This window comes from Ruegeria sp. YTSA168 (assembly GCF_059610045.1).
This window is the reverse complement of the sequence record NZ_JBXWMW010000010.1, coordinates 78,119-102,373: the sequence shown is the minus strand read 5'-3', so window position 1 is coordinate 102,373 and position 24,255 is coordinate 78,119. Positions and strand designations below refer to the sequence as shown.

General features: G+C 55.8%; 29 protein-coding genes. 16 read left to right on the top strand and 13 right to left on the bottom strand.

Annotated features, from left to right (window positions below; all coding sequences use genetic code 11):
- Positions 1 to 29: 29 nt before the first annotated feature.
- From trxA to AC2FFE_RS16315, 3 genes are all read left to right on the top strand, one after another.
- Complete coding sequence (gene trxA / locus AC2FFE_RS16325; protein WP_480826160.1) at positions 30 to 350, top strand: thioredoxin; 321 nt, start codon at positions 30 to 32, stop codon at positions 348 to 350.
- 74 nt (positions 351 to 424) lie between these two features.
- On the top strand, positions 425 to 775 hold the full coding sequence (locus tag AC2FFE_RS16320; protein ID WP_496820403.1) for a Lin0512 family protein: 351 nt from the start codon (positions 425 to 427) through the stop codon (positions 773 to 775).
- A complete protein-coding gene (locus AC2FFE_RS16315) occupies positions 772 to 1,134 on the top strand; it encodes a Lin0512 family protein (protein WP_496820404.1) in 363 nt (120 codons plus the stop codon). Before AC2FFE_RS16320 ends, AC2FFE_RS16315 begins: the two co-directional genes overlap by 4 nt.
- Positions 1,135 to 1,195: 61 nt before the next feature.
- Here the strand turns inward: AC2FFE_RS16315 and AC2FFE_RS16310 are convergent, their stop codons facing one another.
- Entirely contained in the window at positions 1,196 to 1,390 is a 195-nt protein-coding gene (locus AC2FFE_RS16310) for a DUF1127 domain-containing protein (protein WP_496820405.1), read from the bottom strand.
- Positions 1,391 to 1,587: 197 nt separating this feature from the next.
- Between AC2FFE_RS16310 and hslV the strand changes: the two genes are divergently transcribed.
- Positions 1,588 to 2,139 (top strand): ATP-dependent protease subunit HslV, encoded by a 552-nt coding sequence (gene hslV, locus AC2FFE_RS16305; protein ID WP_496820406.1) that lies wholly within the window; start codon positions 1,588 to 1,590, stop codon positions 2,137 to 2,139.
- A 96-nt stretch (positions 2,140 to 2,235) separates the two neighbouring features.
- Here hslV and AC2FFE_RS16300 read toward each other — a convergent pair whose 3' ends face one another.
- A complete protein-coding gene (locus tag AC2FFE_RS16300; protein ID WP_496820407.1) occupies positions 2,236 to 3,477 on the bottom strand; it encodes an MFS transporter in 1,242 nt (413 codons plus the stop codon).
- A gap of 189 nt (positions 3,478 to 3,666) precedes the next feature.
- Between AC2FFE_RS16300 and hslU the strand changes: the two genes are divergently transcribed.
- The 3 genes from hslU to AC2FFE_RS16285 all read left to right on the top strand — a co-directional run bounded on the left by hslU (position 3,667) and on the right by AC2FFE_RS16285 (position 7,394).
- Positions 3,667 to 4,974 carry an ATP-dependent protease ATPase subunit HslU gene (gene hslU, locus AC2FFE_RS16295; protein WP_496820409.1) on the top strand — a complete coding sequence of 436 codons (1,308 nt, stop codon included), beginning with the start codon at positions 3,667 to 3,669 and terminating at the stop codon, positions 4,972 to 4,974.
- A gap of 99 nt (positions 4,975 to 5,073) precedes the next feature.
- Complete coding sequence (locus tag AC2FFE_RS16290; protein WP_496847124.1) at positions 5,074 to 6,177, top strand: alpha/beta hydrolase; 1,104 nt, start codon at positions 5,074 to 5,076, stop codon at positions 6,175 to 6,177.
- Positions 6,174 to 7,394 (top strand): MFS transporter, encoded by a 1,221-nt coding sequence (locus AC2FFE_RS16285; protein ID WP_496820411.1) that lies wholly within the window; start codon positions 6,174 to 6,176, stop codon positions 7,392 to 7,394. The genes AC2FFE_RS16290 and AC2FFE_RS16285 overlap by 4 nt, the downstream gene beginning before the upstream one ends.
- Here AC2FFE_RS16285 and AC2FFE_RS16280 read toward each other — a convergent pair.
- The 3 genes from AC2FFE_RS16280 to AC2FFE_RS16270 are packed head-to-tail and all read right to left on the bottom strand — an operon-like array spanning position 7,391 to position 9,674.
- Positions 7,391 to 7,978 carry a Smr/MutS family protein gene (locus AC2FFE_RS16280; protein ID WP_496847123.1) on the bottom strand — a complete coding sequence of 196 codons (588 nt, stop codon included), beginning with the start codon at positions 7,976 to 7,978 and terminating at the stop codon, positions 7,391 to 7,393. The genes AC2FFE_RS16285 and AC2FFE_RS16280 overlap by 4 nt on opposite strands.
- Complete coding sequence (mltA, locus tag AC2FFE_RS16275; RefSeq protein ID WP_496820413.1) at positions 7,978 to 9,018, bottom strand: murein transglycosylase A; 1,041 nt, start codon at positions 9,016 to 9,018, stop codon at positions 7,978 to 7,980. Before mltA ends, AC2FFE_RS16280 begins: the two co-directional genes overlap by 1 nt.
- The gene (locus AC2FFE_RS16270) at positions 9,015 to 9,674 is read right to left on the bottom strand and encodes a Tim44/TimA family putative adaptor protein (protein WP_496820414.1); all 660 of its coding nucleotides are present in this window, start codon (positions 9,672 to 9,674) and stop codon (positions 9,015 to 9,017) included. Before AC2FFE_RS16270 ends, mltA begins: the two co-directional genes overlap by 4 nt.
- A 108-nt stretch (positions 9,675 to 9,782) precedes the next feature.
- Here AC2FFE_RS16270 and AC2FFE_RS16265 point away from each other — a divergent pair, with 108 nt between their 5' ends.
- Positions 9,783 to 10,283, top strand: a complete 501-nt coding sequence (locus tag AC2FFE_RS16265) for an FxsA family protein (RefSeq protein ID WP_496847122.1) — start codon at positions 9,783 to 9,785, stop codon at positions 10,281 to 10,283.
- A 54-nt stretch (positions 10,284 to 10,337) separates the two neighbouring features.
- Positions 10,338 to 10,838, top strand: a complete 501-nt coding sequence (gene secB / locus AC2FFE_RS16260) for a protein-export chaperone SecB (protein ID WP_496847121.1) — start codon at positions 10,338 to 10,340, stop codon at positions 10,836 to 10,838.
- Positions 10,839 to 10,862: 24 nt separating this feature from the next.
- Here the strand turns inward: secB and dnaQ are convergent, their stop codons facing one another.
- From dnaQ to AC2FFE_RS16240, 4 genes are read right to left on the bottom strand one after another with little or no spacing between them, the layout of a single operon-like run.
- Entirely contained in the window at positions 10,863 to 11,585 is a 723-nt protein-coding gene (dnaQ, locus tag AC2FFE_RS16255; protein ID WP_496847120.1) for a DNA polymerase III subunit epsilon, read from the bottom strand.
- Positions 11,578 to 12,171, bottom strand: a complete 594-nt coding sequence (coaE, locus tag AC2FFE_RS16250; RefSeq protein WP_496847119.1) for a dephospho-CoA kinase — start codon at positions 12,169 to 12,171, stop codon at positions 11,578 to 11,580. The genes dnaQ and coaE overlap by 8 nt, the downstream gene beginning before the upstream one ends.
- Positions 12,168 to 13,001, bottom strand: a complete 834-nt coding sequence (locus tag AC2FFE_RS16245; protein WP_496847118.1) for a shikimate dehydrogenase — start codon at positions 12,999 to 13,001, stop codon at positions 12,168 to 12,170. Before AC2FFE_RS16245 ends, coaE begins: the two co-directional genes overlap by 4 nt.
- The gene (locus tag AC2FFE_RS16240; RefSeq protein WP_496847117.1) at positions 12,998 to 13,597 is read right to left on the bottom strand and encodes a Maf family protein; all 600 of its coding nucleotides are present in this window, start codon (positions 13,595 to 13,597) and stop codon (positions 12,998 to 13,000) included. Before AC2FFE_RS16240 ends, AC2FFE_RS16245 begins: the two co-directional genes overlap by 4 nt.
- 404 nt (positions 13,598 to 14,001) lie before the next feature.
- On the opposite strand from AC2FFE_RS16240, the gene AC2FFE_RS16235 reads away from it, so the two are divergent.
- The 7 genes from AC2FFE_RS16235 (at position 14,002) to AC2FFE_RS16205 (ending at position 21,374) form a co-directional block, all read left to right on the top strand.
- Complete coding sequence (locus AC2FFE_RS16235) at positions 14,002 to 14,451, top strand: CopD family protein (RefSeq protein ID WP_496847116.1); 450 nt, start codon at positions 14,002 to 14,004, stop codon at positions 14,449 to 14,451.
- 122 nt (positions 14,452 to 14,573) lie between these two features.
- Positions 14,574 to 15,845 (top strand): transcription termination factor Rho, encoded by a 1,272-nt coding sequence (gene rho / locus AC2FFE_RS16230; protein ID WP_496820422.1) that lies wholly within the window; start codon positions 14,574 to 14,576, stop codon positions 15,843 to 15,845.
- Between the two features lie 30 nt (positions 15,846 to 15,875).
- Positions 15,876 to 17,162 carry a tRNA uridine-5-carboxymethylaminomethyl(34) synthesis GTPase MnmE gene (gene mnmE / locus AC2FFE_RS16225; RefSeq protein ID WP_496820423.1) on the top strand — a complete coding sequence of 429 codons (1,287 nt, stop codon included), beginning with the start codon at positions 15,876 to 15,878 and terminating at the stop codon, positions 17,160 to 17,162.
- Between the two features lie 12 nt (positions 17,163 to 17,174).
- Positions 17,175 to 19,043: a tRNA uridine-5-carboxymethylaminomethyl(34) synthesis enzyme MnmG gene (mnmG, locus tag AC2FFE_RS16220; RefSeq protein WP_496820424.1), complete on the top strand. Its 1,869-nt coding sequence runs from the start codon at positions 17,175 to 17,177 to the stop codon at positions 19,041 to 19,043.
- Positions 19,040 to 19,660 carry a 16S rRNA (guanine(527)-N(7))-methyltransferase RsmG gene (gene rsmG / locus AC2FFE_RS16215; protein WP_496820425.1) on the top strand — a complete coding sequence of 207 codons (621 nt, stop codon included), beginning with the start codon at positions 19,040 to 19,042 and terminating at the stop codon, positions 19,658 to 19,660. The genes mnmG and rsmG overlap by 4 nt, the downstream gene beginning before the upstream one ends.
- Positions 19,653 to 20,456, top strand: coding sequence for a ParA family protein (locus AC2FFE_RS16210; protein ID WP_496820427.1), 804 nt, complete (start codon positions 19,653 to 19,655; stop codon positions 20,454 to 20,456). Before rsmG ends, AC2FFE_RS16210 begins: the two co-directional genes overlap by 8 nt.
- A 21-nt stretch (positions 20,457 to 20,477) precedes the next feature.
- Positions 20,478 to 21,374, top strand: coding sequence for a ParB/RepB/Spo0J family partition protein (locus tag AC2FFE_RS16205; protein WP_496820429.1), 897 nt, complete (start codon positions 20,478 to 20,480; stop codon positions 21,372 to 21,374).
- Here the strand turns inward: AC2FFE_RS16205 and AC2FFE_RS16200 are convergent.
- From AC2FFE_RS16200 to rph, 4 genes are read right to left on the bottom strand one after another with little or no spacing between them, the layout of a single operon-like run.
- The gene (locus AC2FFE_RS16200) at positions 21,364 to 21,717 is read right to left on the bottom strand and encodes a YbaN family protein (protein WP_496847115.1); all 354 of its coding nucleotides are present in this window, start codon (positions 21,715 to 21,717) and stop codon (positions 21,364 to 21,366) included. The two genes, AC2FFE_RS16205 and AC2FFE_RS16200, sit on opposite strands and share 11 nt — an antisense overlap.
- Positions 21,718 to 21,721: 4 nt before the next feature.
- Positions 21,722 to 22,876 carry a radical SAM family heme chaperone HemW gene (gene hemW, locus AC2FFE_RS16195; protein ID WP_496847114.1) on the bottom strand — a complete coding sequence of 385 codons (1,155 nt, stop codon included), beginning with the start codon at positions 22,874 to 22,876 and terminating at the stop codon, positions 21,722 to 21,724.
- The gene (rdgB, locus tag AC2FFE_RS16190) at positions 22,866 to 23,480 is read right to left on the bottom strand and encodes an RdgB/HAM1 family non-canonical purine NTP pyrophosphatase (RefSeq protein WP_496820431.1); all 615 of its coding nucleotides are present in this window, start codon (positions 23,478 to 23,480) and stop codon (positions 22,866 to 22,868) included. Before rdgB ends, hemW begins: the two co-directional genes overlap by 11 nt.
- Entirely contained in the window at positions 23,477 to 24,190 is a 714-nt protein-coding gene (gene rph / locus AC2FFE_RS16185) for a ribonuclease PH (protein ID WP_496847113.1), read from the bottom strand. The genes rdgB and rph overlap by 4 nt, the downstream gene beginning before the upstream one ends.
- Between the last annotated feature and the right edge of the window lie 65 nt (positions 24,191 to 24,255).

Below are 24,255 nucleotides of genomic sequence, written 5' to 3'. Positions count from 1 at the left end.
CCAAGTTTACCCCATTCAGGAGACAGAATATGTCGACCGTTGCCGTTACCGACGACACCTTTGACGCCGAAGTCAAGAACTCGGCCGTTCCCGTAGTTGTGGACTTCTGGGCCGAATGGTGCGGCCCCTGTAAGCAGATCGGCCCCGCGCTGGAAGAATTGGCCGCCGAGTATGGCGATAAGTTAAAGATTGCCAAGGTCGATGTGGACAGCAACCCAAACGCGGCCGCGGCCATGGGCGTGCGTGGTATCCCGGCATTATTCATCTTCAAGGACGGTCAGGTGGTCTCGAACCGCGCGGGCGCGGCGCCCAAGGCCGCTCTGCAAAGCTGGATTGACGAATCCATCTGATCCGATTGGGATTAGAAAATGATCAAAGGCGCCTGTACCGGGCGCCTTTTTTGTTGAAAGGCCGGAGAAGGCAGATGGCAAAAACAAGGGTATTGGTGGAATTCGGTATGGGAACGTCCCTGCGCCGTGCGGATTACACCGAAGCTGCGCTGCGCGCGATCAAGGACGCGCTGTGGCATAATTCGATCAACATGGCTGAGCTGTTCGGCTTTCCCAAAGAGGCGATGATCATCGATGTCGAAATCGGGGTGCAGCAGCCCGAACAGGTGGATGCCGATAAGCTTTTGGCTGTGTTTCCGTATGGAACCCCCAGCATCACGGTTGCCAAAGGCGGCCTTGATATCGAGAAACCGGGCGGACAGGGCCTAACGGTGATCGCCAATGCAGCGTTGGCCGTTTCTTTTGATATGGAGGCCGCGCAATGAGCGAACAGCGCATCATTCTTGAGATGGGCATGGGGAATGACCTTTATGGTCAGGATTACACCAAAGCTGCACGAAGGGCGGTACAGGATGCACTGCACCATTCCTCGATCACGTTGTTTTCGAACCTTGGGATCGATCACGCCGAGATGCGGGTGCAGGTGACAATTGGTGTGCAAAATCCCGAACAAGTCGATTGTGATCTGGTCGCAGCTGATCTTCCACGCGGCAAGGCCGAGGTGCGCGCGGTTCTGGGTGGGCAAGATGTGGTGGATACGGCTGCTGGCACGCGGCACGTGGTTGCAACCGCCGCGATTGAGGCCTTTGTGCCATCTCAGATCGGGAATTATATCCAGAACTGACAAAGAAAAAGCCGCTCGGATATCCGGGCGGCTGTTCTGATTTGGTGATCCGGTCGAAGGATCAGAGCTTCGCGATATCCGCGCGAACCAAGCCGATGTCTTCCAGCTGAGCGTCGGTCAGCTCGGACAGAAGCTTGCGGGTTTTGCGACTCTTGTTCCATTCAACAACGGTTTCAAAAGCGTTCGAGAACGCGTCCACTACGTGCAGGATGGTAGCTGCTCCGAGCGGCGCATGAATATTTGCAGTGGTTGCCATGTGCGCAGTCCTTGGATTTGAAACAGCCGACCCGTTGTCGGTTGTAAGCCCCATGTAGGATGCGCGACCCGGACTCACAATTGCTTGTTTGACAGTCCCGATCTGCATCCATTGCATATCTTTTACGCAGTTTTAGAACGGGTTGCGCCGATCCTGCGTCCGGCCCATATATAGCGACAAGCAGAACGGAGGCTTTCATGGCAGACAGCGATTTCCCCGGTTGGCACGGTACGACCATCATCGGCGTCAAGAAAGGCGGGCAGGTTGTCATTGCCGGGGACGGGCAGGTCAGCCTGGGCCAGACCGTAATCAAGGGCACCGCCCGCAAGGTGCGCCGCCTGTCGCCCGGTGGGTTCGAGGTGGTTGCTGGTTTTGCCGGATCAACTGCCGACGCCTTCACGCTGCTGGAGCGACTGGAAGCCAAGCTTGAAGCCACACCCGGCCAACTGGCCCGCGCCTCGGTAGAGCTGGCTAAGGACTGGCGTACCGACAAGTACCTGCAAAAGCTTGAGGCGATGCTGATTGTCACCGATGGCAAAGACCTGCTGGTGATCACCGGGGCAGGCGACGTGCTGGAGCCCGAGCATAACGTGGCTGCCATCGGATCAGGCGGGAACTTTGCGCTCGCCGCAGCCCGCGCGCTGATGGACAGCGACAAAGAGGCCGAGCAGGTGGCGCGCGAAGCGATGGCGATTGCTGCGGATATCTGTGTCTATACAAACGGCAATCTGACGGTTGAGACGATCTAGGACGTTTTACGTAAACCCAAAAACAATGCATCAAAATGCGCGTTCGACCGTAGGGAGAGGCAGCGTATTTCGAAACAAAATCAAACGAAAATTATCTCAGGCGAGTAGCGCCTTGATCTCCTTCCCTTTCCAGCGGCGGTGCATCCCGATCAAGCCGAAAATCGCGGCAATGACCACGATGTAATAGGGCACGCGGATGTCGATGCTCATCAGCCCGCCGCCAATCAGCGACATGATGCCTCCGGCCAAACAGAACACGGCAGTAGTCACGCCCATGACCCAGCCCTGATCGGTCTCGCTGACGCTGGACGAGAACAGGCCCAGCAGGGTCGGGTAGGCGACGCCGAACAGAAAATAGAACAGGAAAACCGGCACATAGCTGAGCACACCGTTGGGGCTGAAGGCAAAAGCCAGCCCGCAGATCACCATGGCGATCAGCGATGTGTAGATGATCGAATGCTTGCTGAACCGCTCTTGCGCGGGTTTGACGAGGAAGGTGCTGGAGAACGCCAGCGCAACGCCGATCACCACCATGGCCACGCTGCCGCCGATTACCCCGTAGCCAAAGCGACTGGTTAAAAAGTTGTCGACAAAGACATAGAAGGTCACGTTGGCGATCATGAAGAAGGAATAGACCGGCAGGATTTTCAGAACCATCGGGTGGCCGCGCACCGCGATCAGGCTGTCAGCGATGTCGCGCGGGCGGAAGACAAAGGGTTCGCGGTCTGTGCGAGTGTCCTTGAAAAATGTCATCACCAGGAAGATAGCGACCATCACCAGAACGAAGGCCCCGTAGAACGGGGTTTTCAGGGTAGCATAACTGCCCAGCAGGGCGGCATCTGACAGGACGGCCCCAATAATCGGGCCGCCCACAAGGCCAAAGCTAACGCCAGTCACGATATACCCCATGTTTCGGTCTCGGTCGGCGGCATCGGTGCTGCCATCAATCATCGCCGCCTGCGCGATGGGCTGGTTGCCGGCAGTGAAGCCTGTGATCGAACGCCCGACGATCAGCATCAGCAGGCTGTTCATATAAAGCGCCGCAATGGTCAGGGCATAACCCACCAACGCCCCGCCCAGACAGACCAGCAAAGCGTTCTTACGCCCGATGGAATCTGAGACTTTCGAGACATAAACCACGCCAAGAAACCAAGATAGGAAGAAACACCCGATCACGAGACCATAGTAAAAATGCCGTCGCCCCTCGGGTGTGTTGTCCGGCAGAAACCCGGATTTGGTCTCCATGATCAGTGAGTTGATAATGGGAAACACCAACCCCTGTCCGATCAGGTCTACAAACACCACAAACAACAGGGTGATCTTGGCGATTTTCGTCATCTCTGCACTCCTGACCCACAAGGCATTGAAATCACTGTATCAGAGCGGGCGCGCTTCACCTATAGAAAGCATTGCAAACCGGAGGGTGCGTTGCTAACCAACGCTGCCAATGAAGCCACTTGGTTGTTTTCATGCCTCACATGATTACCTAAGCCAAAGTTTTGACCTGCCGACCGAAAGGACTGCGCCTTGACCGACCTGACCCCGCGCGAGATTGTCTCGGAACTGGACCGTTTCATCATCGGTCAGAAAGACGCCAAGCGCGCCGTAGCCGTGGCATTGCGCAACCGCTGGCGGCGTAAGCAGCTGTCTGATGATATCCGCGATGAGGTCTATCCAAAGAACATCCTGATGATTGGCCCCACCGGTGTGGGCAAAACCGAGATCAGCCGCCGCCTGGCCAAACTGGCGCGCGCACCTTTTATCAAGGTTGAAGCCACCAAATTCACAGAGGTCGGTTACGTTGGCCGTGATGTTGAGCAGATCGTCCGCGATCTCGCCGACGCCGCCATCGTTCAGACCCGCGAATACATGCGCGAAGATGTGAAGGCACGCGCGCATCAGGCCGCCGAGGATCGTGTGATCACCGCCATTGCCGGCGAAGACGCCCGCGAAGGCACGCGCGAGATGTTCCGCAAAAAGCTGAAAGCAGGTGAGCTGGACGATACCGAGATTGAGCTGGAGCTGTCCGACACCGCAAACCCGATGCCGATGTTCGATATTCCCGGCCAGCCGGGCGGCCAGATGGGAATGATGAATCTGGGTGATATATTCGGCAAAGCCTTCGGCGGGCGGACAGTCAAGAAGCGGATGACCGTTTCTGAAAGCTATGATGCCCTGATCGGCGAAGAGGCCGACAAGCTGCTGGATGATGAAACCGTCAACCGCATTGCACTGGAATCCGTCGAACAAAACGGCATTGTCTTTCTGGATGAGATCGACAAGGTCTGCGCCCGCTCGGACGCGCGCGGCGGCGATGTCAGCCGCGAAGGGGTGCAGCGCGACCTGCTGCCTCTGATCGAAGGCACCACGGTCAGCACCAAACATGGTCCGGTGAAAACCGACCATATCCTGTTCATCGCCTCCGGAGCCTTCCACATCGCCAAACCCTCGGACCTGCTGCCCGAGCTTCAGGGGCGTCTGCCCATTCGGGTTGAACTGCGCGCGCTGACCGAAGAAGATTTCGTGCGCATCCTGACAGAAACCGACAACGCGCTGACCCGCCAGTACACCGCCCTGATGGGCACCGAAGAAGTCACGGTCAGCTTTACCGAAGATGGTATTGCGGCACTGGCCCGGATCGCGGCGGATGTAAACCAAAGCGTCGAAAACATCGGTGCGCGGCGGTTATACACCGTGATGGAACGGGTGTTTGAGGAGCTGTCCTTTACCGCGCCCGACAAGGCCGGGTCTGAAATCACGGTTAATGCCGCCTTCGTGGAAGAAAACCTGGGCGAGCTAACCAAATCCGCCGACCTGAGCCGTTACGTTCTGTAACAAGCTCAGCCAGATTTTGCCGCCGCAATCCCCCAAGTCACTGGACGTGGGGGTAGAAATCGATAGCTTAGCGCCAAACCTTATTAAGGGTATTTTGCGTTGCGTTATCTGCTCATTCTATTTCTGATTTTCTTGGTTGGGGCATGTGTCGACAGAACCGTCACGGAAACCGTGCCCTCCGCCCTGTCAGTCGGTACGCCCAAGACCGTGTTCGCCAGCACTTCACGCGCAAAAGAACCGGATGGATCCTATGGGTTCCGGCGCGGCGACAGCCTGCGCTTTCTTGAAACCACTGTTTCAATCCCTCCGACCCATACACCCGGAACGCTTAAATTTTCATACGCCAACGCAAACCCGAAGAAAGAGTTTGTTCTGGCCAATGTAACCGAACTGGATGGCCCCAACGGGTTAAAAGAACATCTACATGGTCAGGACGACGTGACGATCTTTGTCCATGGCTACAACTCGACCCAGACCGAAACCCTGTTCCGTGCGGCCCAGCTGTCAAATGACATCGGGATACCCGGTTCCATCCTGGTTTATTCATGGCCCAGCCGCGCAACCGGGTTTGGCTATGCCTATGATCTGGACAGCATGCTGTTTGCGCGCGATGGGCTGGAACAAACCGTTCGCAGTTTGAAATCCATGGGTGTGAAACGTGTTGTTCTGGTTGCGCATTCCATGGGTGGCGCGCTGTCGATGGAGATGATGCGACAGGCTGAGTTGAAAGAACCTGGCTGGGCTAAAAGAAATCTGGAAGGTGTTGTTCTGATCTCTCCTGATCTGGATGTCGATCTGTTTCGATCTCAGATGACCCGTATCGCAAACCCGCCCGACCCGTTCATCGTGATGGTGTCGCAGAAGGACAAGATACTCAATATCTCAGCCCGCCTACGCGGGACGGCAGAAGGTGAGCGCTTGGGGAACATCAGCTCGATCGACGCGCTGGAAGAGTTTCCGATCAACGTGATCGACACAACTGCGTTCAACAGTGATGCGCAATCCTCGCATTTCGTGGCAGCCACTTCGCCAGCGCTTCTGGCGATTCTCGGCTCGGTCCGGCGCGTCAGCGGCACGTTCGGGCCGGATGACGGGCGCAGCCGGGGCATCAACACTCTGGTGCCTGAAGATCAACGCAACCCCGATGGCGCAACCGAAATTGTGCTGACCGAAACCGGACAGGCAGAGGTGACAACACCGTGACGCGGTTCAACCTGCGTCAATTCCTTCATGACAATGCAACCTGGCTCGGCGCTGGTCTTCTACTGACCTTCTTGTCGAGCTTTGGGCAGACGTTTTTCATCTCGGTCTTCGCGGGCGAAATCCGCGCCGCTTATGGATTAAGTCATGGGGCTTGGGGCGGGCTTTATTCACTGGGCACCTTGGTTTCAGCCGGGGTAATGATCTGGGCCGGGGGCCTGACGGATCTGTTCCGCGTCCGCGTTCTGGGGCCTGTTGTCCTTGCGGGTCTTGCCCTTGCCGCGCTTGCGCTGGCCTGGAATACTTGGGTGGCTCTTTTGCCGGTTGCCATCTTTCTGCTGCGCCTGTTCGGGCAGGGGATGAGTACGCATCTGGCACAAGTCGCCATGGCACGCTGGTTTACCGCATCGCGGGGTAAGGCCCTGTCAATCGCCTCACTGGGCTATTCCATCGGTGAGGCGCTGCTACCCCTTAGCTTTGTTGCCGCAATGGCCTTTGTGGATTGGCGCTGGCTTTGGGTTTTGGTGGCAGGTCTGATCCTGCTGGGTATCCCGGTCCTGTTCCGGCTGCTGCGTCAGGAACGAACACCCCAAAGCCTTGCGGATGAATATGCGGCAACAGGAATGCAAGGCCGTCACTGGACCCGTCGTGAGGCATTTTTGCATCCGCTGTTCTGGTGCATGGCGCCAGCTATTCTGGGGCCCTCGGCGTTCATCACTGCCTTCTTCTTCCATCAGGTCCACTTGGCCGAAGTCAAAGACTGGGCCCATATCCAACTGGTGGCCTTGTTTCCGATCTTTACCGTCATTTCGATCATCTCGATGTTTGCGGCGGGATGGGCATTGGACAAATGGGGCACCGCCCGGATCATGCCATTCTATCAGATACCAATGGCGATGGGCTTTGGCGTCATGGCCTTCGCAGACACCATCGGTATCGCTTTGATTGGCTTGATCTTCATGGGCATCACTGGCGGGGCCCACAATACTTTGCCCAGCGCGTTTTGGGCCGAGTTTTACGGCACCCGACATATCGGGGCCATCAAAGCCCTGGCGACAGCGCTGATGGTACTGGGTTCTGCCATAGGACCGATTCTGACCGGTGTTTTGATCGACTTTGGTGTCCCGCTCAGCCTGCAATTCCTGTGGATCGCCGCGTTTTTCCTGCTGGTCTGCGCATCAGTTTGGTTTGGCATCCGGCGTGCGAGGGCTGGTTTCTAACGCGAGCGCCTCAGATAGACATAATAGGCCCCGTCTCCGCCATGGCTGATATGGGCCGGGGTCACCTGCATCACCGCCTGCGCAAGCGGCGGGATGGACAGCCAGTGCGGCACCTGATTGCGCAGCACGCCGCGCGGGGTCGGGATTGGGCCAGGTTCGTCCCGGTCCTTGCCCTTGCCCGTGATTACCAGAACCAGCCGTTTGCCTTGTGCCTGCGCCGTTAGAACAAAGCGCACAAGCGCCGGATGTGCTGTTTCAATCCGCATCCCATGCAGGTCTAACTTGCCCTCAGGCTTAAGTTTTCCGCGCTTCATCCGGCCGAACGCCTTGGTATCCATCTGCACCGGCGCGGCGCGCAACGTTTCCGTAATTGACGGCTTCAAACTATTACCGGACGGTTTGCTTTGAAGGGTCTGGCCCAGCTCAAAGGTTTCGAGCCGAGGTTTCGGCAGCTTCTTGGGTGTCGGCTTCGGCAGGGTTGTCGGATGCACATTCTGGGGGACCTCAGGGTGCAAACGCTCAGCCTGTTTGGTGACCTTGCGCCAAAGCTCGATCTCGTCACTGGTCAGTTTGCGCTGGGTCATCAGAATTCATCTGGCAACAAGGCGTAAGCACGTTGAATGGGCAACAACAGGATCATCCGTCCCGGATCTTTCAGCCTACCTGCGGCTTTTCCGGCGTCGTCACCAGTCCCGAAAAAGATATCAGCCCGTTGTGCGCCTTTGATGGCCGATCCGGTATCCTGGGCGATCATCAATCGGCGCAGCGGGTTTGCGCCGTCCTTCTCGACCCAGACCGGCGCGCCCAATGGTGTATAAGCCGGATCGGCAGCAATGCTCCGCATGGTGGTGACAGACCGGTTCATGGCGCCCAGCGGCCCCAGCTCGGGTGCAACGCGGCTCACCTCGCGGAAGAACACGTAGGAGGGGTTGTGAAACAGCAACTCGGCCCCGGCCTGCGGGTTCTTACGCACCCAGGCGCGGATCATCTGAGCGCTGACTTCGTGCGACCCCAAAATCCCGCGCCGGATCAGTTCAACGCCGATGGACCGATAGGGATGACCATTGGCACCACCATAGCCAACACGCAGCGCGCCACCATCGGGCAGTTTTACCCGGCCCGAGCCCTGGATCTGCAGAAAGAAAAGTTCGACGGGATCATCGACCCAAGCGATTTCCAGGCCACGGCCTTTCATCACATCGCTTGTCAGGATTTCCCGGCGGCTCAGCCATGGTCCATCGCTTCGGGCTTCGGGCGGCATTTTGTAGATCGGATATCTGAAACGTTCTGTGCGAACCCTTGAACCATCGAGTTCTGGCTCAAAATACCCGGTGAACAACGCGTCCTCGCCATCCTCAACCAGAACCGGACGAAAGAACAGTTCAAAGAAAGTGCGTGCAGCTTCTGTGTCATAGCTGCGCGCAACACCGCAAAGCGCGCGCCAATCCGGATGTCCCAGATCACCACAGGTGTTCAGAAACACGGAAAGGGCCGCGCCGTGGTCATCCTCGGCCCAGCCCTGCAAGTCATCAAATGAAAGAATGGATCGCGTCACCTCTGCTCCGGTGGCGCTGGCGGTGGTCATTGCGCCCACCAGAAAAAGCGACCGGAGCGTTGCAATCATGCGTCCGTGGCAACAAGCAGCCAGTTCGGATCGTCCTTGCCCATCACGCGGGCAAAGGTCCAGCTGTCCTTTTGGCGTTTCATGGTGTTCGGGCTGCCCTCAATGATGTCGCCACCACGATCCCGCACGACCGAGGTCAACTCACCCACGAACTTCATGGTAATCTCGGCCTCGTTGGTGTCTTTGTCGAACTTCACATCCGTCAGAGTAGTTTCCCGTACGCCGATGAATTCCGCCTCGATCGTCAGGCCCTTGTCTTCGCGGTCGGCGACAACCGAAACAAAGGTGTCAAACACCTCTTCCGACAGGAAGGGCTGGATTTCATCCAGGCTGCCCTTTTCAAAGCCCATCACGATCATCTCATAGGCGCCGCGTGCGCCCTGAACAAACTCGCTGACTGAAAAGCTCGGCTCGATCCGCTTCATCGCGGCCAGAGTTTGCGCCTGATCGCTGTCTTCGGGCACATGGTCGGTGATGTCATGATCGGGGCCACCCTCGATCACCTCAAAATCACGGCGCGACGCGCTTGTATCGGGCTGTTGCGGGACAGGAGGCTTTTCGAAACCCTCACGCGAACCCAATACGCTTTTCAAGCGCAGGATCAGGAAAACGGCAATTCCGGCCAGGACCAGCAACTGGATCATGGGTTCGTTCATTTCATCCTCTTCTCAGAGCCAAGACTTTGTGTACACGGCCTCTTGCCACTATGTAGGTGACAGGGCGAGGCAAGTCCACAGCCTGGCCATATGGAAAGGATAGCGCAAATGTACCTGTTCTTGGCATTTTTGTTTGTACCCATCATCGAAATCGCCCTGTTCATACAGGTTGGCGGCCTGATTGGCCTGTGGCCAACGCTGGGAATTGTGGTTCTGACAGCGATTTTGGGCACCACTTTGGTGCGGACACAAGGTCGCATGGCGCTGGGACAGCTGCAGCAATCCTTTGCCACACTGGATGACCCGACCGAACCGCTGGCCCATGGCGCGATGATCCTGCTATCGGGCGCGTTGCTTCTGACGCCCGGCTTTTTCACGGATGCTGTTGGGTTTGCACTGCTTATCCCCGGTGTCCGGGTCGCGGTGTTCCGCTATCTAAAGTCCAAAGTCAAAGTCACGCAGTTCCAGATGGGGTCAGGGGCAGGCTTTCAGACCCAGCGTGACCCTTTTGATCGGGGTGATGTGATTGACGGAGAATTTACCGAAGTGCGCCCCCGGAAAGATCCCTCAAAACCATCGAAATGGGTCGAAGGCCCCCACGAGCATTGAGGTGCCGCGCCCAAGTTGATAAGCAGTGGCGAATTTCATTTTTGGAGTAGATCCATGGCCGAAGAAAACGCTGCAGAAAACACCGCGGCACAAACTGCCCCTCAGGTGCAAATGCGCGTTCTGGGACAGTTCATCCGCGATATGTCCTTTGAAAACGTGATGGCGCAAAAAGGCGTGTCGGGTGACGTGCAGCCCGAAATTCAGGTTCAGGTGAACCTGGATGCCAAGAAACGCGCGAATGAGCATCAGTTCGAAGTGTCGATCAAGCTGAACCTGACATCCAAAGCCAAAGGCATGGATGATGTTCTGTTCATGTGCGAGCTGGACTATTGCGGCCTGTTCCACGTGGAAGGTGTGCCCGAAGACCAGATGCACCCGTTCCTGATGATCGAATGCCCGCGCATGCTGTTCCCGTTCCTGCGCCGCATTGTCAGCGATGTAACCCGTGACGGTGGCTTCCCGCCGGTGAACCTGGACAACATCGATTTTGTTGCGCTGTATCGCAACGAGTTGATGCGCCGTCAGGCAGCTCAGGCGGAAAAGACCGACGCCTAGGGTTTTGACCCGTGCCTGACGGGATCAGGCGCGGGTCCAAAGGGCGCTTTCGCCCAATTTCTCAACAAATGCCTCATGCGCAGCGCGTTCCTCATCGGTGATCCGAGAGGGCAGAGATGTCGTGCGTGGGCTTGGCCGCCAGTCATCTGCTCCACCCGGACCCGAGGCAGCAGAGGTGGATAGGCCAAAATCGGGCTGACGACCGCCGATCAATTCCAGATAGACCTCGGCCAAGATCTCCGAGTCCAACAACGCCCCGTGCAACACCCGGTTCGAATTGTCGATATTGAACCGTCGGCATAGCGCATCCAAAGACGCGGGCGAGCCGGGAAAGCGTTTCCGCGCGATGGCCAGCGTATCAATTGCTTGATCCATCGGCAGCGGGGCCATACCCATCCATTTCAGTTCTGCGTTCAGGAATTTCATGTCGAACGAAGCGTTGTGGATCACCAGCTTTGCGTCGCCGACAAAATCGCGAAACCCCTGACCAACCTTGGCAAAGACCGGTTTGTCTTTCAGCGTGACCTCACCCTTTTCCGCCGGGCGCGGGGTTTCCAGCAAGTCGGGGCCAATGCCATGCACACCAAACGCCTCTTCCGGCATGGATCGTTCGGGGTTGATGTAGACGTGATAGGTTTCACCCGTGGCGACATGGTTCCACAGCTCAACTGCGCCGATTTCCACGATCCGGTCCCCACTTTCGGGATCGAACCCTGTGGTTTCGGTATCAAGTACAATCTCACGCATCTGCCATCCCCGCCCGTATCTGCCTGACTACATCCTGCACCTGTGCGCGGGCGTGGTCCAGAGTGTCAGTCTCGATCACATAATCCGACCGCGCACATTTTTCGTCATTTGGCATCTGCTTGGCGCGGATCTGTTCGAACTGAGCCTCAGTCATCGTACCGCGCGCCATGACCCGGCGTTTTTGTTCCTCAGCAGGAATAGAAACGCAGGCTACCGCGTCCATGGCTTCGTTGCCGCCGGTTTCAAATAGCAGCGGGATGTCGAAGACCAGAATGTCCGCCGTTGCGTTTTCGCGGAATGCCGCACGGTCCGCCGCAACCAAGGGGTGGACAATGGCCTCGATGGCTTTAAGCGCAGAGCCGTCCCGAGAAATGATCTGTTTCAAAGCATCCCGACTGACCGCTCCGTCGATGATGGCGTCAGGAAAGGTGGTGCTCATCGGCTCAACCGCTGCTCCGCCGGGCGCATAAAGCCGATGCACAGCCGCATCCGCGTCCCAAAGCGCGCAGCCTTCGTCGACAAACATCTGCGCCGTGGTGCTTTTCCCCATGCCAATCGAGCCGGTCAGGCCAAGCGCGAAACTCATGCCAAAGCCGCCGCACGGGTGTCGGCGTCAACCTCTGGCCGGACGCCGAACCAACGTTCAAACCCGGGAACCGCTTGATGCAGCAACATACCAAGACCGTCGACTGTAGTGCACCCGGCCTCTTCCGCTGTTTTCAGAAGATTAGTCTTCAAAGGTGCGTAGACCAGATCAGTGACTACCGCACCAGGCTGCAACCCATCCAATGGCACTCGCAGTTCCGGTTGGCCCTGCATGCCCAGAGACGTTGTATTCACCACAAGTTCTGCGTTTTCAACGACATTTCCGGCCTGAACCCAATCGACCACGGTAATGCGCTGACCGAATTCTTCTTTCAGATGGTCCGCCCGCGCACGGGTGCGGTTGGTCACCAGAATCTCGGGCACACCTGCATCGGCCAACGCCTGCAACACCGCGCGCGCCGCTCCGCCTGCGCCAAACACGACAGCTGGCCCATCCTGAGCATTCCAGTCTGGCGCACCGCTACGCAAATTCTCCATAAACCCATACCCATCGGTGTTGTCAGCGTGGATCGAACCATCCTCGCGAAACACCAATGTATTCGCGGCCCCGATCATCGTTGCCCGGTCAGAAACATGATCGGCAATCCGTAAAGCGGCTTCTTTATGGGGCACGGTCACGTTCGCGCCCACGAACCCGGCCTTGGGCAGGGTCTCCAACACGGTCTCAAGATCCGCAGGGGCCACATCCATTGGAATATAGTGCCCCGGCAGCCCATAAGTCTTCAGCCAATGCCCATGCAGCTTGGGCGACCGAGAATGCCCGATCGGATGCCCAATCACCCCGGCCAGAGGAACACGATAGTCTGTCATTGATCGATCACCCCTTTGACAGCCAGATAGTTGAGCAGTTCCAACAGGGGCATACCCAAGACGTTAAAATAGTCCCCGTCAATGGCGGCAAACAAGCGCGCACCTTCTTCTTCCAGCTTATAAGCCCCTACGGCGTGGCGAATGCTGTTCCAGTTCCGCTCAACGTAGTCGCGCAGATAGGAGTCCGAACTCATCCGCATGCGCAAACGAACCTGACCCACATGCCGCCAGATCGGCTCACCATCCTGATAGATCACCGCTGCCGACAAAAGCATATGGCGCTTACCCCGCATGGCTTTGAGGTGTTTCAACGCATCCTCGGGCGTTTCGGGTTTCGATAGCAGCTGCCCGTCGAAATCCAACACCTGATCGCAACCCAACACCATCGCGCCCGGAGATTTGTCGCTGACTTTCCGCGCCTTCATTTCGGCCAGCGCATCCGCGATGTCGTGGGGTGGGGCATCCTCAGCCAGCAGCGCCCGCTTTATGGTATCCTCATCCACCCGCGCCACTTGCACAGTGAACGGCACGCCTGCGTTTTCCAGCAGCTGCGCGCGAATGGTTGAGCCTGAGGCTAAAATGATGGGGACAGACATGTGGACAACCCCGTGTGCAAATCCATGAGTGTTCAGGGACGCTTTGTATGGTTTTCAGATTGACACGCAAGCCCGGGAAAAACCCGCAAAACTTCCCTGAGTCGCTCAAACATTGTCCAGCCGGGACAAGGATAAGTTTGACACATGGGATAACTCTCTCCCCCATAGATATACAGGTAGTTATCCCCAGAATCTATAGAATGAAATTCATATAAGTATTTGTATAATATATAATATTTACAAAACTCACAGAATCAGCCCGATATCCGGCAAAACTATCCACCTGAGGAAAACCAAAGGGTAAAAAAGTAATCCACCAAAATTGATCGCACTACAAAACCATCATCCTTTCTTCTTTCTTATTTTTTTTATAGGGAGAGGGACGAACAACGTTCGGAGCCAAAATGACTGATCTTCTTTTCACGATCTACCCGTGGGTGAAGTCGCTCCATATCATGGCCGTGATCTCTTGGATGGCCGGTTTGTTCTATTTACCCCGATTGTTTGTTTATCACGTAGAGAAGGCGCAAGCGGTAGATGGCGCGCAAGAGATTTTCTTTGAAATGGAAGAAAAGCTGCTGCGCGTGATCATGGGACCAGCCAGTATTGTGGCTTGGGTCTGTGGGCTGATCATGGTGTTTACGCCGGGTATCGTCAGCTGGGATTTCGCGTGGCCGTGGTTAAAAGGGGTGGCCGTGATTGGGATGACCTGGTTTCATCATTGGCTGATGGCCCGCCACAAAGACTTTGTCGCGGGTCAAAACACGCTCACAGGGCGCCAGTATCGCATGATGAATGAGGTTCCCACCGTTTTGATGGTGATCATCGTTCTCTCGGTTGTTTTGAAGTTCTGACGGCCCGTTTGACTCTTTCCAAGTAAGCGCCTATCTAGACCGCAACACGCCCGTCCGGGCGGTGTATTTTCCGTACTGAAATTCCACTTCGTGCCGTGCAATCAGCGGTGAAGGTATATGTCATGACAACTGAATCCCTGAATCTGGCCGATCTGAAAGCCAAAAGCCCCAAAGACCTTCTGGCGATGGCCGAAGAGCTGGAGATCGAAAACGCCTCGACCATGCGTAAGGGCGAGATGATGTTCCAAATCCTGCGCGAACGCGCGGATGAGGGCTGGACCGTTGGCGGCGATGGCGTGCTTGAGGTTCTTCAGGACGGTTTTGGCTTTCTGCGCTCGCCCGAGGCAAACTATCTGCCGGGTCCGGATGACATCTATGTTTCGCCTGATATGATCCGCCTGCACTCGCTGCGGACAGGTGATACGGTTGAAGGTGATATCAAGGCACCTGATGAAAACGAGCGGTACTTTGCGCTGACCAAAGTTACCAAGATCAACTTTGAAGAACCAGAAAAAGCCAAGCACAAGATTGCCTTTGACAACCTGACGCCGCTATATCCGGACGAGCGTCTGAAGATGGAGATCGAGGATCCCACCATCAAGGACAAATCGGCCCGTGTTATTGATCTGGTCTCGCCGATCGGTAAAGGTCAGCGTTCTTTGATCGTGGCGCCTCCGCGGACCGGTAAAACGGTGATCCTGCAGAACATCGCGCACTCGATCGAACAGAATCACCCAGAGTGCTATCTGATCGTCCTACTGATCGACGAACGCCCGGAAGAGGTGACTGACATGCAGCGTTCGGTGAAGGGTGAAGTTGTGTCTTCAACTTTCGACGAACCAGCAACACGACACGTCGCCGTGTCGGAGATGGTGATCGAAAAAGCCAAGCGTTTGGTCGAACATAAACGAGATGTTGTTATTCTTCTTGATTCGATCACAAGACTTGGTAGGGCCTTTAACACTGTGGTCCCATCCTCGGGCAAAGTTCTGACCGGTGGTGTGGATGCGAATGCGCTGCAGCGGCCCAAGCGGTTCTTTGGTGCCGCGCGGAATATCGAAGAGGGTGGATCATTGACCATCATCGCCACCGCACTGATCGATACCGGCAGCCGGATGGATGAAGTCATCTTCGAAGAATTCAAAGGCACCGGTAACTCGGAAATCGTGCTGGATCGCAAGATCGCAGACAAGCGCGTGTTCCCGGCCATCGACATTCTCAAGTCCGGTACCCGGAAAGAGGACCTGCTGGTCGACAAGGGCGATCTGGCGAAGACCTTCGTTCTGCGCCGTATCCTCAACCCGATGGGCACCACCGACGCAATCGAGTTCCTGTTATCCAAGTTGAAACAGACGAAGACAAACGGTGAGTTCTTCGATTCGATGAATACCTGACACAGGTCTTAACCAACGCGAGGCCTTCGAATGGATACGATATTCGCCTTGGCCAGCGCGCAGGGTAAAGCCGGGGTGGCGGTCATCCGCCTCTCGGGTCCCGATGCACATCGCGCTGCGGCTGAGATGTCAGGCGGTGCCCTGTCGCCGCGGGGTATGACGTTCCGCACCTTGCGTGATCCTGCGGATTCTCGTTTGGATGATGGTTTGATCCTGACCTTTCAAGCGCCAGCCAGTTTTACTGGCGAAGACGTTGCTGAGCTGCAGATTCACGGCAGTACGGCTACCGTAAACGCCGTTATGCGATGCCTGTCTGATATCGATGGCGTGCGCCTGGCTAACCCCGGAGAATTCACCCGGCGGGCTTTGGAAAACGGCAAGATGGACCTGACACAGGTCGAGGGCCTTGCCGATCTGATAGATGCGGAAACAGAAGCGCAGCGACAGCAAGCGCAGACCATATTGGCAGGCGAGTTGGGGCATCTTGCGGAACGCTGGCGGCGCGATCTGATCCGAGCGGCTTCTTTATTGGAAGCAGTGATAGATTTCGCTGATGAGGAGGTCCCAACTGACGTTACGCCCGAAGTTCGGCAGCTGATTTCTGGCGTTATCGAGGATCTTCAACGCGAGGCTGATGGTGTTCAAATTGCCGAACGTGTTCGAACCGGATTTGAGGTGGCGATTGTTGGATTACCGAATGCCGGTAAATCCACCCTGCTGAACGCGCTTGCAGGGCGTGAGGCTGCGATTACGTCGGAATATGCTGGAACCACGCGGGACGTGATCGAGGTGCGCATGGACCTCTCTGGTTTACCCGTGACGTTGTTGGATACTGCAGGTTTGCGAGAAACCGAAGACCATGTTGAAAACCTTGGCATCGAACGGGCGCGCAAACGTGCGGAAACTGCTGATCTGCGTGTTTTTCTTTCTGATAATCCCTCAGAACTTGGCGTATCGATTCAGGTGGGTGACATCTCGGTTCGACCGAAATCAGATCTTCGACCAGATATCGAAGATGGTGTTTCCGGGAAAACCGGGCAGGGGATTGATATGTTAGTCACCAATATATCGCGTGTGTTGGGTGAACGGACTACTAGTCATGGTATTGCAACACGGGAGCGGCACAGGATTGCGCTGATTGCTGCAAAGCGTGCTTTGGACAGTGCGATGTCGGTTCTGGAATCAGGCCCGGACCTGTATGATATCGCAGCAGAGGAGTTGCGTACTGCAATCCGGGCGCTTGAAACTTTGGTGGGCAGAATAGGTGTTGAGGACTTGCTAGATGAAATCTTCTCAAGTTTCTGCCTGGGAAAATAAGGAGTGTTTCACGTGAAACATTCGGGTTTTGATGTCATTGTTATTGGCGCAGGACACGCGGGAGCGGAGGCCTCGCATGCGGCTGCGCGTATGGGTGTGTCAACTGCGCTCGTGACCCTGTCCGCAACCGATATAGGTGTGATGTCCTGTAACCCTGCCATTGGTGGGTTGGGTAAAGGTCATCTGGTACGAGAAATTGATGCGCTAGACGGTGTCATGGGTCGCGTAGCAGATCGTTCAGGTATTCAGTTTCGGTTACTCAACCGCCGCAAAGGCCCAGCCGTTCAAGGCCCAAGAACGCAAGCTGACCGAGCGCTATATCGTGGGGCAATGCAAGCGGAAACGGAACAGCAAGAAAATCTGACCGTTCTGGTTGGCGAAGTCGTCGACTTCAAAATGGAAGGCGAGCGCGTCGCAGGTGTGATTCTTGGTGACGGATCCGAGGTTTCAGCACGCGCGGTTATCCTGACTTCTGGTACATTTTTGCGCGGGGTAATCCACATTGGCGATGTTTCGCGACCGGGTGGTCGGATGGGCGATCGCCCATCTAAAAAGCTGGCCGAGCGATTGGATAGCTATGACTTACCCATCGGCAGGTTGAAAACCGGCACGCCACCCAGGCTAGATGGTCGGACGATCAATTGGTCGGATCTGGATAAGCAAATCGGGGATGATGAACCGACGCTGTTCTCATTTCTATCGACATCGGTCATTGCGCCTCAAATCTCTTGCGGTATCACGCATACAAATGTCCGGACACATGAGATCATTGAAAAGAACCTCAGTAAATCGGCAATGTATGGCGGTCACATCGACGGTGTTGGCCCAAGATACTGCCCATCTATCGAAGATAAGATCGTTCGGTTCGCAGATAAGGATTCGCACCAGATTTTCCTGGAGCCAGAGGGTATCAATGATCACACGATTTATCCCAACGGTATCTCGACCTCATTACCTCAGGATGTACAGCAGGACTACGTGCGATCCATCAAGGGCCTTGAGCGGGCTGAGATTCTCCAGCCCGGCTATGCGATTGAATACGATTATGTGGATCCAAGGATTTTGACTGCCTCGCTGTCCCTTCCTTCTGTGCCGGGTCTATATCTTGCGGGTCAGATAAATGGAACCACAGGATATGAGGAAGCAGCAGCCCAAGGTATGGTCGCTGGACTTAACGCCGCGTTAGAGGTGCAGGGGAAAGAGCCCGTACATTTCACTCGAGCGGACAGCTATATCGGCGTTATGATCGATGATCTGACGACACGAGGTGTAGCTGAACCCTATCGTATGTTCACTTCAAGGGCTGAGTTCAGATTGTCACTAAGGGCGGACAATGCGGATCAGCGGTTGACGCCGATCGGTATGCGGCTGGGCTGTATTGGTGAAAAAAGATGTGCGCATTTCGAAGACAAGATGACGAAATTGGAGGGTGCAAAAGGTGTGCTCACCGAGCGTACTTACACCCCGAAAGAGATAAAAGCGGCTGGCATCAATGTGAATCAAGACGGAAATCGCCGCGATGGTTTGGCGATCCTGGCGTTTCCAGATGTGTCTTTTGAAGACATATTGCCATTGATCCCCGATATCGTCGATATCGCTCCGGAAATTCGCCAGCAAATCTCACGGGACGCGCTTTATGCCAATTACATTGCTCGGCAACAGCGTGATGTGGAAGCGATGAAACGGGATGAAGCTTATGTGATTCCGCGGGGTTTCGATTATCATACGCTGGATGGGCTGTCTGCGGAAATGAAACAGAAGCTTTCCAAGGCGCGCCCGGCTAACATCGCACAGGCCAGCCGGGTTGAGGGCGTGACACCAGCAGCACTTACACTGGTTTTAGCAAGGCTTCGTCGTGACGAAAGGTTGCGGCGGGCATGAGACCTGAATTCCTGGATTTTGGCGCCTTAGATGTTTCACGTGAAACACTGGAACGCCTCACAACCTACGTAGATCTGGTTGAGCGCTGGAACCCAAAGATAAACCTAGTTTCACGCAAGAGCCTGAAGGAAATCTGGAACCGGCATATCCTGGACTCAGTGCAGGTGTTCCGTTGCGCGGTGCCCTTTCAAACATGGGCTGATCTGGGAAGTGGGGGCGGGTTTCCAGGAATGGTCTGCGCGATTATGGCTGCGGACGAGGCGCCAGAAGCACGTTTTAAGTTTATCGAAAGCGATCAGCGCAAATCGGCTTTTCTGCGCAATGTCGCGCGGGAATGTGGTGTTCATTGTGAGGTGATCTCAAAGCGGATCGAGGCAGTTGATCCATTGGGTGTGGATATCCTATCGGCTCGGGCCCTGGCTGATCTAAAGACGCTTTTGTCATTTTGTGACAGACACTTAAGCGAACCTGGCCTAGCCTTGTTGCCGAAAGGCGCAAACTGGAAAAAAGAGATGGACGAGGCGCGTGAGGAATGGAAATTCGATGCGGAGCAAATTACAAGTTTAACTGAACCTCAGGCCGTTATCCTTAAGATCAAAGGAGTATCACGTGGTTGATTTGTCTCGTCCTTCCGGCCCCCGGATTATCGCGGTTGCTAATCAGAAGGGTGGTGTTGGGAAGACCACAACGGCAATAAACCTAGCGGCTGGGCTGGCCGAGGCCGGATGCCGGGTTTTGGTGGTTGATCTTGATCCGCAGGGCAACGCATCAACCGGGCTGGGTGTCGAAGACCGGGACTGGACAACTTATGACTTGATCCTCGACGAGGCGCCGCTTGAGGCAGTTGTTCAAGAGACTGAGATCGGTGGTCTGTTCGTCGTACCCGCGACCGTGGACTTGAGCTCGGCTGATATTGAACTGATTTCAAACGAAAAACGCAGTTATTTGTTGCACGACGCGTTGAGACAGACGTCGATCGATGAGTTTGATCTGGATTTTGTTCTGATTGATTGCCCACCTTCGCTGAATCTATTGACGGTGAATGCGATGGTGGCTGCACATTCGGTATTGGTTCCACTGCAAAGTGAGTTTTTTGCGCTGGAAGGTCTCTCTCAACTTATGTTGACGATCAGAGAGGTTCGACAGACCGCGAATCCAGACCTGAGAATCGAAGGTGTTGTGTTGACCATGTATGACAACCGCAACAATTTGTCCCGTCAGGTTGAAAAAGACGCCCGTGACAATCTGGGTGAGATGGTTTTTAAGACCAAGATACCAAGAAATGTGCGGGTCAGTGAGGCACCATCTTTTGCGTTGCCGGTTCTGCAATATGACTCTGGATCGCTTGGGGCGATGGCCTATCGGCATCTGGCGCGCGAAGTCATGCACAAAAACAATAAAGTCGCCGCTTAAGCGACAAGTCAGGAGGGTGTCGTGAGCGCCAAGAAAACAAAATCAAGGGGCCTGGGGCGTGGTCTGTCTGCTTTGATGGCGGACGTGACACAAGATGGAGATGGCCGTGTACCGGCAGAGCCGCGCCGCCCGGATATGACGATCCCGATTGAAAAGCTGAAGGCCAACCCCGACCAGCCGCGCCGTACATTTATGCCCGAGCAGCTGAACGAGCTTGCAGCCTCGGTTAAGGAAAAGGGCATCATCCAGCCTTTGATCGTACGGTCGATTGGCGAGGGGGCTTATGAGATTGTTGCGGGTGAGCGCCGCTGGCGCGCGGCACAAATGGCGCAACTACATGATATTCCAGTTATAATCCGTGATTTTGACGATACCGAAGTACTGGAAGTTGCGATTATCGAAAACATTCAACGTGCTGATCTGAACGCGGTTGAAGAGGCCGCTGGATACAAGCAGCTAATGGATCGGTTTGGTCATACACAAGAAAAAATGGCCGAGGCTTTGGGCAAAAGCCGCAGCCATATCGCAAACTTGTTGCGCCTTTTGTCTTTGCCAATGGATGTTCAGACGCTGGTGATCGAAGGCAAGCTGTCAGCCGGCCACGCGCGGGCGCTTATTACGGCTGAAAACCCATCTGAATTAGCAAAACGTGTTGTCAAAGATGGCTTGTCGGTTCGGGCGACCGAAGCGCTGGTGAAAAAGCAGCAGCAGGGGGATGCGCCCCGCACTGCGCCTCAGTCCCGCAATTTGAATGCAGATAAGGATGCAGATACACGCGCGCTGGAAAAGGATCTTTCGGCCATTCTGGCAATGAAAGTGGTGATCAACCACAAGCCGGGCTCTGAAAGTGGTCAGGTCGTTCTGACCTATGAAAACCTGGATCAGCTCGACGATCTCTGCGCGAAACTTAGCCGTTAGGGCGAGTCCATATAAAAGTCAGCACAGCGCTTAGGACTATCGCTTGGACGATCAGGACATAGGGCGGGGCGGCGACAATAACGGATATGCCGAACACGGCGGCGACGGAAACGGTTGCCGCCTTTTTTGCGGCTGGACGAATAGCGCCTGATCTTTGCCAATCTTCGATCATGGGCCCGAACAGCCGATGCGTCAGAAGCCAGTTGTGGAGGCGGGATGAGGATTTGGCAAAGAAAAATGCCGCCAGCAGAAGAAACGGAACCGTGGGCAATAGGGGAAGGAAAATGCCAAGCATTGCCAGTGCAACAAAGAGCAATCCGAATGTGGCCCAAAGATACCGCATGCACCTAGCTCAATAGCTCTCGGATGACAGCATTCAGAACGGCGCGCCCGTCTTTGGTTGCTGACACACGGTTTCCGTGTTGTGAGATCATGCCGATCTGCGTCAGGTGATCCAGCTTGGATTGCTCCAGCGGTTCTCCGGCCAATGCACTATACCGATCTATATCTAGTCCTTCTTTAATACGGAGACCCATCATAAGGTATTCACTTGCTTGATCTTGCAGAGGTAAGGCAGTGCGGCTTTTCTCTCCCGACCCGTTTTGCGCTGCGGTGAGCCACCCATTAGGCGACAGATAAGTTTCGGTCGCTAGTTTCTGCCCGGAAACGGTGATCCTGCCATGTGCGCCGGGGCCGATCCCGACATAGTCGCCATATCGCCAATAGATCAGGTTGTGCAGTGACTCGGCGCCGGGTTTAGCGTGGTTTGATACTTCGTAGGCGGGTAGGCCATGTGCGTCACAAATCTCCTGAGTGGCAAGATACATATCTGCGGCGCTGTCATCTTCGGGTAGGCCCCGCAGTCTGCCGACCGCGTATCGGTCGCCAAAGGCTGTGCCGTCTTCGATTGTGAGCTGGTACAGAGACATGTGGTCGATAGCCATCGACAGCGCATCGGTCAGTTCGGTTTTCCAAGCGCCCAGCGTCTGGTGTTGCCGTGCATAGATCAGATCAAAACTGACGCGGTCAAAACAAGTGCGGGCGATGTCGAACGCAGCGCGTGCCTCGGAGACTGTATGAATGCGGCCCAAACGGCGCAGATCTTCGTCGTTCAACGCCTGCACGCCCATTGAGATCCGATTCACCCCAGCGTCGCGATATGCTGAAAACCGGCCCGCTTCGACAGAGCCGGGGTTGGCTTCAAGCGTGATCTCCATGTCGTTGGCCGGGTGCCACAGAGCGCGAGCCTCGTCGATCACGGCGGCGACGGTGTCAGGGGCCATCAGTGAAGGTGTGCCGCCGCCAAAGAAGATCGTGTTCAGAACCCGATCAGCCGTTTCGGCGGCCGAACGCTTTAGTTCGCTCAGATAACTCTCAAGCCATTGTTTTTGATTGATTTCACGGGAAACATGACTGTTGAAATCGCAATAGGGGCATTTGGCCTCGCAAAAGGGCCAATGCACATATAGGCCAAAGCCCCCGTTGCGCCAATCATCCGCCAAAGCAGCCTTTCACGAACATCTCCACCGCGCGACCGCGATGGCTGATCTTGTTCTTTTCCCAGCGATCCATCTCGGCATAGGTAATGTTGTAGCCTTCGGGGACAAACATTGGGTCATACCCAAACCCGTCCTTGCCACGGATCGGCCAGACCAGATGACCGGGCGCGACGCCTTCGAACACCTCATCATGCCCGTCGGGCCAGGCCAGAACCAGCGTGCAGCGGAATTGAGCCAGGCGGGGATGCGCGGCGTTTTTGGCTTCCAGCTCATTATGCGCACGGGTCATCGCCATTAGGAAATCGCGGCCATTGCCGGTTTCGGCCCAATCGGCAGTGTAAACACCCGGCGCTCCGTCTAGGGCGTCGATTGTGATCCCGGAATCATCCGACAGGGCAGGCAGACCCGTTGCTTTGGCGGCAGCATGAGCCTTGATCCGGGCATTGCCGACAAAGGTGTCTTCAGTCTCTTCCGGTTCGGGTAGGTCCATTTCCGCCGCGCCAACAACTGTCACGCCAAAGGGCTCAAGCAGATGCGCCATCTCCTCAAGCTTGCCCTTGTTGTGGGTTGCGACCAGTAACCTGCCCCCGTCGAACTTACGGGTCATGCGGTGGCGGCTTTCTGGGCGGTGGCCAGTTCAGCCACGCCTTTTTCAGCCAGATCCATCAGCTGATCCATTTGCGCGCGGCTGAAGACCGAGCCTTCGGCGCTCATCTGAACTTCGATCAGTTTGCCGGAGCCGGTCATGATGAAGTTGCCATCGACACCTGCTTCGCTGTCCTCAGGGTAGTCCAGATCGAGCACCGGTTGACCCGCATAGATGCCGCAGGACACCGCAGCGACTGGATCGACCAGCGGGTCGGAAATCACCTCACCCGCCTTCATCAGCCTGTTGACCGCCAGACGCAGAGCAACCCAACCCCCGGTAATTGAGGCACAACGGGTGCCGCCATCGGCCTGGATGACGTCGCAATCAACGGTGATCTGTCGTTCACCTAGGGCAACCCGGTCAACGCCGGCGCGCAGGGCGCGGCCGATCAGGCGTTGAATTTCAACAGTACGCCCACCCTGCTTGCCCGATGCAGCCTCACGCCGCATCCGCGTGTTGGTTGCACGGGGAAGCATACCGTATTCGGCAGTGACCCAACCAAGGCCCGAACCCTTGATGAAAGGAGGCACGCGATCCTCGATCGTGGCGGTGCACAGTATATGGGTGTCGCCCATTTTGATCAGGCAAGACCCTTCGGCATGTTTGGTGAAACCCGTCTCGATGGAAACGGAGCGCATTTCGTTTAGATCACGTCCTGAGGGTCGCATGAAAAATCCTTTGTTTGCTGGTTTGGGGATACCGCCCCGTAGCGTTACGATGCAACCCCGATTGA

What these genes read in the sequence shown, in the direction of transcription:
- trxA (WP_480826160.1), top strand. Translation starts at nt 30, where the DNA reads ATGTCGACCGTTGCCGTTACCGACGACACCTTTGACGCCGAAGTCAAG.
- AC2FFE_RS16320 (WP_496820403.1), top strand. Translation starts at nt 425, where the DNA reads ATGGCAAAAACAAGGGTATTGGTGGAATTCGGTATGGGAACGTCCCTG.
- AC2FFE_RS16315 (WP_496820404.1), top strand. Translation starts at nt 772, where the DNA reads ATGAGCGAACAGCGCATCATTCTTGAGATGGGCATGGGGAATGACCTT.
- AC2FFE_RS16310 (WP_496820405.1), bottom strand. Translation starts at nt 1,390, where the DNA reads ATGGCAACCACTGCAAATATTCATGCGCCGCTCGGAGCAGCTACCATC.
- hslV (WP_496820406.1), top strand. Translation starts at nt 1,588, where the DNA reads ATGGCAGACAGCGATTTCCCCGGTTGGCACGGTACGACCATCATCGGC.
- AC2FFE_RS16300 (WP_496820407.1), bottom strand. Translation starts at nt 3,477, where the DNA reads ATGACGAAAATCGCCAAGATCACCCTGTTGTTTGTGGTGTTTGTAGAC.
- AC2FFE_RS16280 (WP_496847123.1), bottom strand. Translation starts at nt 7,978, where the DNA reads ATGACCCAGCGCAAACTGACCAGTGACGAGATCGAGCTTTGGCGCAAG.
- mltA (WP_496820413.1), bottom strand. Translation starts at nt 9,018, where the DNA reads ATGATTGCAACGCTCCGGTCGCTTTTTCTGGTGGGCGCAATGACCACC.
- AC2FFE_RS16270 (WP_496820414.1), bottom strand. Translation starts at nt 9,674, where the DNA reads ATGAACGAACCCATGATCCAGTTGCTGGTCCTGGCCGGAATTGCCGTT.
- AC2FFE_RS16265 (WP_496847122.1), top strand. Translation starts at nt 9,783, where the DNA reads ATGTACCTGTTCTTGGCATTTTTGTTTGTACCCATCATCGAAATCGCC.
- secB (WP_496847121.1), top strand. Translation starts at nt 10,338, where the DNA reads ATGGCCGAAGAAAACGCTGCAGAAAACACCGCGGCACAAACTGCCCCT.
- dnaQ (WP_496847120.1), bottom strand. Translation starts at nt 11,585, where the DNA reads ATGCGTGAGATTGTACTTGATACCGAAACCACAGGGTTCGATCCCGAA.
- coaE (WP_496847119.1), bottom strand. Translation starts at nt 12,171, where the DNA reads ATGAGTTTCGCGCTTGGCCTGACCGGCTCGATTGGCATGGGGAAAAGC.
- AC2FFE_RS16245 (WP_496847118.1), bottom strand. Translation starts at nt 13,001, where the DNA reads ATGACAGACTATCGTGTTCCTCTGGCCGGGGTGATTGGGCATCCGATC.
- AC2FFE_RS16240 (WP_496847117.1), bottom strand. Translation starts at nt 13,597, where the DNA reads ATGTCTGTCCCCATCATTTTAGCCTCAGGCTCAACCATTCGCGCGCAG.
- AC2FFE_RS16235 (WP_496847116.1), top strand. Translation starts at nt 14,002, where the DNA reads ATGACTGATCTTCTTTTCACGATCTACCCGTGGGTGAAGTCGCTCCAT.
- rho (WP_496820422.1), top strand. Translation starts at nt 14,574, where the DNA reads ATGACAACTGAATCCCTGAATCTGGCCGATCTGAAAGCCAAAAGCCCC.
- mnmE (WP_496820423.1), top strand. Translation starts at nt 15,876, where the DNA reads ATGGATACGATATTCGCCTTGGCCAGCGCGCAGGGTAAAGCCGGGGTG.
- rsmG (WP_496820425.1), top strand. Translation starts at nt 19,040, where the DNA reads ATGAGACCTGAATTCCTGGATTTTGGCGCCTTAGATGTTTCACGTGAA.
- AC2FFE_RS16200 (WP_496847115.1), bottom strand. Translation starts at nt 21,717, where the DNA reads ATGCGGTATCTTTGGGCCACATTCGGATTGCTCTTTGTTGCACTGGCA.
- rdgB (WP_496820431.1), bottom strand. Translation starts at nt 23,480, where the DNA reads ATGACCCGTAAGTTCGACGGGGGCAGGTTACTGGTCGCAACCCACAAC.
- rph (WP_496847113.1), bottom strand. Translation starts at nt 24,190, where the DNA reads ATGCGACCCTCAGGACGTGATCTAAACGAAATGCGCTCCGTTTCCATC.